The organism is Micromonospora mangrovicola, from assembly GCF_047200535.1.
Classification (GTDB): Bacteria; Actinomycetota; Actinomycetes; order Mycobacteriales; family Micromonosporaceae; genus Micromonospora.
The window spans coordinates 1-5,988 of sequence record NZ_JBJZOG010000186.1; the positions used below are offsets into that span (position 1 = coordinate 1).

General features: G+C 72.8%; 5 protein-coding genes. All 5 read right to left on the reverse strand.

From position 1 onward, the window contains the following. Positions 1–10 precede the first annotated feature (10 nt). Positions 11–2,602 (reverse strand): NosD domain-containing protein, encoded by a 2,592-nt coding sequence (locus ACL02O_RS33435; RefSeq protein ID WP_412822183.1) that lies wholly within the window; start codon positions 2,600–2,602, stop codon positions 11–13. Between the two features lie 97 nt (positions 2,603–2,699). Beyond that, positions 2,700–3,548 carry a GNAT family N-acetyltransferase gene (locus tag ACL02O_RS33440; protein WP_412822184.1) on the reverse strand — a complete coding sequence of 283 codons (849 nt, stop codon included), beginning with the start codon at positions 3,546–3,548 and terminating at the stop codon, positions 2,700–2,702. 147 nt (positions 3,549–3,695) lie between these two features. Next, positions 3,696–4,349: a hypothetical protein gene (locus ACL02O_RS33445; protein ID WP_412822185.1), complete on the reverse strand. Its 654-nt coding sequence runs from the start codon at positions 4,347–4,349 to the stop codon at positions 3,696–3,698. Beyond that, positions 4,346–4,750 (reverse strand): YbaB/EbfC family nucleoid-associated protein, encoded by a 405-nt coding sequence (locus ACL02O_RS33450; RefSeq protein ID WP_412822186.1) that lies wholly within the window; start codon positions 4,748–4,750, stop codon positions 4,346–4,348. Before ACL02O_RS33450 ends, ACL02O_RS33445 begins: the two co-directional genes overlap by 4 nt. Positions 4,751–4,771: 21 nt before the next feature. After that, positions 4,772–5,815, reverse strand: a complete 1,044-nt coding sequence (locus ACL02O_RS33455) for a hypothetical protein (RefSeq protein WP_412822187.1) — start codon at positions 5,813–5,815, stop codon at positions 4,772–4,774. Positions 5,816–5,988 lie beyond the last annotated feature (173 nt).

Here is a 5,988-nt window from a genome sequence, read left to right on the forward strand (position 1 = left end):
GCCGGAACGGTCAGTACTGCGGGGTGATGAAGATGCCCGCCTGGTCGACGATCGCGTGGGTGGTGCCCGAGCTGCTGTTGTAGAGGTCCAGCCCGGCCTGGGTGCCCACGATGGCGAGGTTCGACGCGGTCTCGCCCGCCACGAAGTTGACGTTCGACACCGACGGGGTCACCTCGATACCCGGATGCGCGATGAGGAAGCCGGAGGCGGTCGGCCCGGTGACGGTCAGGTTCGCCACGATCGCGGCGGCCTCGAGGGAACAGCAGGTGTTCGGGGAGACGTTGACCGTTTCCCGCGGCTGGAGCGGCGAGATGCCCCGGTCGGGGAGGCCCGTGCCGTTTCGGGTGTCGGCGATCCGCAGCGGCCCGTTCGGCACGTAGCTCAGCTGGCCGTCCGGCCCGAAGTATCCGGCCAGGTCCGCGACCACGTGGGTGCTACCGGAGCTCTGGTTGTGGATGCTCAGCTTGAGGTCCGTCACCGGCACGATGACCAGGTTCGGGATGGTCTGGCCGGTGACGAAGTTCAGGTTCGACGCGGTCGGCACCGGCGTGCCGTACGGGAAGACCTTCAGCACGCCGTTGGCCTGCGGCGCGGTGACCGTGACGTTGAGGACCACGGCGGTGGCGCCCGGGGAGACCTTCAGGTCCAGGTCGAGTGTCCGGGTGCTGTTCGGCGCGAGCGCGCCCCCTCCGGTACGGGTGTCCAGGACCCGCGTCGGCGTCTGGGCGGCGAAACCCTGGCCGGTGGCCCCGTACCAGCCCTGAAGGTCGGCGACCACGTGCACGGTGCCGCTGCCGCTGTTCCGGATCCTGATCTTCCCGTTGGTCATCGGCACGGTCACCAGGTTCGGCACCGTCTCCTTCGCGACGAAGTTGACGTTCGAGGCGTTGGGCAGGCTCGTGCCGTCCGGGTAGACGGTGAGGAACCCGGCGGCCGTCGGCTGGGTCACGGTGACGTTCAGGACCACCGCGCTGATGTCGGCGGCCGGCACCCCGCCGATGCTGTCGATCGGCAGGACCACCTCGGAGTTCGCCGCCACCGGGGTGGTGGTGCCCACGCCGATCGCCGACCGGGTGTCCAGCAGGCGGGTCGGCGCCACCGCCGTGTAGTGCGCGCCGAGCGTGACGCAGGACGGGAAGCTGGCATTGGCACCGGGGCGGAAGCCGCTCAAGGAGCCGTACACCAGTCCGCAGGCTCGCCCGGCCCGCCGGAACCGGTGGTCCACGTCGAGCGTCGGCCCGCTGAGCCGCCAGACCGGGGAGTCGTCGTACTGGTAGACGAAGGAGCCGCCTGGGCCGTCGGTCGTCCACTGGTACGACGTGCTGCCCCGCAGCTTGGTGTCGAAAGGGCCGGCACCGATGGTGCGGTGGATGGGCTCCACCTTCGTGAGGAACCCCTGGATCCGCTCGACCGCACCCCGGTCGTGGTAACCGTTGCCCGTGCCGGTGTTGTTCCACGTGGGATCGTCGGCGTGCGGGTTGCCGAGCATGTCGGTGGCCGGCACGCCTCGCGCGGTCGCGTCGGCCGAGTCCACGGCGGGTGAGCTCTGCTTCAGCGGAAGGTAGGCGCGGTCAGCGCCGGTCACGATGCCGAGCAGGGGATCGGCGGAGATGTCGGAGGCGCCCTGACCGGTGGCCGCCTGGAAGTCGTCCAGGGTCGGGTAGGTGGTCCCGGCCCAGGCATAGGGGGCCCAGCCGGGGGTGGGGTCGACCAGGTTGTGGTGGGCGGCCGCCTGCGACGCCGACTCGGCCGACACCACGACGGCCGTCTCGACGACCGGCTGCGCGCATCCGCTCTGGTCGGCCAGCGGCTGGACGATGTTGTTGGCGATGACCGCGTCGGGCGAGCTGCCGGTGACCTCGATGCCCGGTCCGCACAGGGCCCGGACGGTGTTGTTGGTGACGGTGGATCCGGGGGCGCCGGTGAGGAGCATCGTGCCGGCCGGAAGCTGGTTGGCGACCACCGTCGTCCCCGTCACGCCCGACTCGACGACCAGCCCCGGCGTGCCGGGAGAGTTCAGCCAGTTCCGGCTCACGGTCACGTCCTGGGAGCCGCCGGTGACCCGTACGCCGGCCGGGCTGAGACCCTGTTGAACGGACAGGTTGTTGACGGTGACCCGGGACGAGGCGTCGACCACGACGGCCGCGCCCTCGCGGTCGCCGTAGACGGTGAAGCCGTCGACGACCACGTCGTGCGCCTGGCGGAGGGTGAGGATGGTGCCGGTGACGGTGGTGGTGTTGTAGCGGCCCACCCGGACCATGGCGGAGGTCGTGTTGACCGCCCGGAACGTGATCGGGGCCGCCTCGGTGCCCGACCGGGTGAAGGTGACGTTCTCCAGGTAGATCCCCGGCTGCACCAGCACGGTCTGGCCGGGCTGCACGGCGGCTGCGGCGGCCGAGATCGTGCAGAAGGGCGCCTCCGGGCTGCCGTCGCCGCCGGCGATACAGCCGGTCTGGCTGACGAACAGCTCCGACCCGGTGGAGACCGCGGGAGCTGCTGCGGCGGCAGGTGCCGCGACCGCGGCGGGTACCACCGGTCCGACCAGGCCGGCGGCGCCGATCAGGGGTGCGAGTGCGTACAGGGAACGGGCAGGTCTTCTCATGAACACCCCGTGACGATCAAGGAATGACGTGCCGCGGCAGCGTACCCCGGTGGCGGACCTTTCGAGGTCCGCCCTCCGGTCACGGCGTCCACAGTGGTCAGGGGCGGCGGTGCAGGTAGCGGGCGCGGCGGCCGGCGTCGCGGAAGCCGAGCCGCCGGTACAGCGCGGCCGCCGGGTTGTCGTCGTTGACGCAGAGCCACGCGGCGCCCGCCCCGGTGCCGGCCAGCCCGCGCAGCGCGCCCGCCACCAGGTACGCCCCGACTCGCCGGCCCCGCCAGCCGGGCACCACGCCCACCTGGTCGACCCAGTCGTCGATGACGTTGACGAAGCCGACGGCCCTGCCGTCCGCCGTACGGGCGAGCATCGACAGCTCCGGCCGGTACCCGTCGTCGTCGCGCAGCTCCCCCAGCCACTCGTCGGGTGCCGGCTCGACGAAGCCGGGCCGGTCGGCGAAGGACGCCCGGTAGGTGTCGAACAGCTCGGGGCCGAGCGTCGCCGGTTCCAGCCGTACCCCGTCGGGCGCCGGCACGTCGGGGAGGGCGTCGAGGTCGTGCCGGAGCACCCACTCCAGGAAGGTTCGCGCGAAGCCGCGCGCGGTGAAGAGGTCCTCCGCGCCCGCGTTCCACGTCTCGGTGGTGAGCAGCAGGTCCGTACCGCCGGCCTGCTCGTCGGCCCAGTCGAGCAGCCGGCCGCCGATCCCCCGGCCCCGCCAGGCCGGGTGCACGAGGCCGGTGGCGGTGGCGGGCGTGCGCCCGGTGCCGACCCCGACGGCCGCGACCAGTTCCCCGTCGTGCCAGGCGCCGAGGGTGCGGGTCTGGAGCAGCCGCGCCCGCAGCAGCGGCGGCTCGGCGAGGAGCGGCAGCCCACCGTCGGCGGCGAGGCACGCCTCGGCCAGCCCGGCCAGCGCCGGAAGGTGTTCGTCGCCGAACTCCTGCCAGGTCAGCACGTCCGTCCGCTCCTCCCGCCCGCCGACGAGCCGGCCCCTCGGCCGGCGGGAGCATCGGCGTGCCCGGGGCAGTAAGCCTGTACGCCCGGGTCGGCGTCAACCGGATTCGCTGGCCGTCGTGGTTCCGGTGCCGTGCGGGAGGGCACCTCAGGACCGCGGGGCACCTGCGGCGGCGAGCGCCTCCAGCAGTATCCGCAGGCGGCGCTCGCGGCGGAACCGCCCCTCGAACAGGCCGACCTGCCAGGCGGCCGGGCTCTGTACCCGGTCGCGCCAGTGCTCGGCCAGCTTGCGCGTGTCGTCGTGCGACGTCAGCGCCTCCGCCACCTCGGGCGGCACGTCGAGGATGAGGAGCGGGCCGCCGGGACGGTCGCGTTCCACCCGCACGCCGGTGAGCGCACGGGCCGGCAGCCGCACGTCCCACCAGGCCGGATCCTCGGGGTCGGCCTCCGCCAGTTCGTCGGCCCACACCCCGCGCAGCCGGCCGCGGACCTCCCCGTCGCTGATCGAGAGCATCGGGTGCCCGGCGCCGTAGCCGTACCAGGCGCTGGCACCGATGGAGAGGGCCAGGTATGCCAGCGGGCTGGCCACCAGCACGACAGCTGTGGCGAGGAGCGGCAGCCGCGAGCCCGGCAGCGCCAGCGGTACGGCCAGGAACAGGAGCAGGGCCCAGACGGCGACCAGGCCGAAAAGCCCCGCGACGGTCACCGGGCGCATCCGGTAGCCGGCTCTGATCGGCCGTAGCGTGCCGAGCACCCGCAGCAGACGCCGGCGCATGCGCAGCTCCGGTACGGCGACGCTCACGGCTGGCCGAGGTTGGCGCGCAGCTGCTCGACTCTCTCGCGCTGCGCGTCGACGAGCCGCTGGTACTGCGCGACCTGTTCCCGGGCCTGACGGACGGGGTCGGCGCCGTACGCGTCGGCGCTCCCGGTCAGCTGCGCGACCACCTCGGCGAGGTTGGCCGCGGCCGCGTCGGTGGCCCGGCCGGTAGCGGCGAGGATCGCCTCGCGCAGCTCGTAGGTCTGCATCCGGCGGGTCTCCGCGGCCAGCTCGATGTCGACGAGGCGGCCGCTCGCGCCGCACGTCGCCCGCACCAGCCCCGTGTCGTCGGCGCCCTCGCCGGTGAGCTCCTGCATGGTGGTGGCGAGCCGGTTCGCCTGCTCGGCCATGCCCTCGATGCGGCGTCGCACGTCCGGGTCGATCACGAAGTCTCCTCTCCCACGGGGTCAGGCGAAGTTCTCGCCGACGTGGAACTCGGTCAGGTCCGGCGTATCCGCGGCACCGTCGTCCGGGAGCGCCATCAGCTTCAGGAAGTCCTTGGCGAGCCCGTTGACGACCGCCAGGACCAGCCCGCCCAGCGCGGTCACCCCCGCGACCATGGTGGTGACGGAGCCGGCCATGGCCGCCCCGGCGGCCTCGATGATCGGCTCGAGCAAGACAGGGGCACCGGGAATGAGCTCGGCGGCGCGCATGGCGATCAGCCAGATCAGGAACGGCCCGGTCATCGCGGCCAGGGCGATCCACAGGCCGCCGAGGGCGACCTCCAAGGAGTGCAGGGCCTCGCCGAGGGTGCGGACGTACGCGCCGAGCTCGTCCAGGTGGGCCTTCAGCCTGGTGGCCATGATGACGAAGCTGTCCCTGCCCTGGCCCTTCCAGGTGCCGGTGGCCGCCGAGCAGATCTTGTCGAAGTTCGCGTTGAGGGCCTTCTGCAGGTGGTCGCCGTGGCGGATCAGGTCGGCGCCGGCCTGGGCGATGCCGACCGGATTGGCCACGAACAGCACGGCGCCGGCCACGCCGATGAGGAACGTCGGGCACAGCGCGGCACAGGCCGACATGCCGCCCACGATCGCACCGATCTCCGCCAGGGTGATCGAGGCGCCCACGGTGACGAGCACCCCCGGATCCTGGGCGAGCTGGGCCAGGCCCGTCCTGCCGTACGCGTCGGCGAGGCCGCTCACCGGCGTCGGCGTGCCACCGAACCCACCGACGTGCAGGTTCTCCGCGCGCTCGTACTGATCCGCGACGACGCCGAGTTTCGCGCCGATCTGCCGGCACACGTCCGCCGCCCCGCGCACGTCCTTGACCAGGAAGTCAACGCGCTGGATGTACATCGCCTCCAGCGGCGACAGGGCGACGCCGAACCCGGGCGGATCGATGACGCCGTCGCGGGCGATGCCGTCCGCCCCGTGCGCGTAGTCCTCGGCGACGGTGGTGCCGAGGGTCCGCCCATGCGCGCGGACGTCGTCCGGGTCCACGGTGAAATCGGCCATGCTGCCTCCCCCGCTGGCTACTCCCGCATCGTAGGCGATCACTGCATGACCGGATGTCCCTCGCACATGGACCGCGACCTCCGCGACACCAGGCGGGTCCCCGGACGGGCGGCGGTCCTCAGGTGATGCCGGCTCCGAGCGGGGCACCGACCGGGATGGTGTCGAGATGTCTC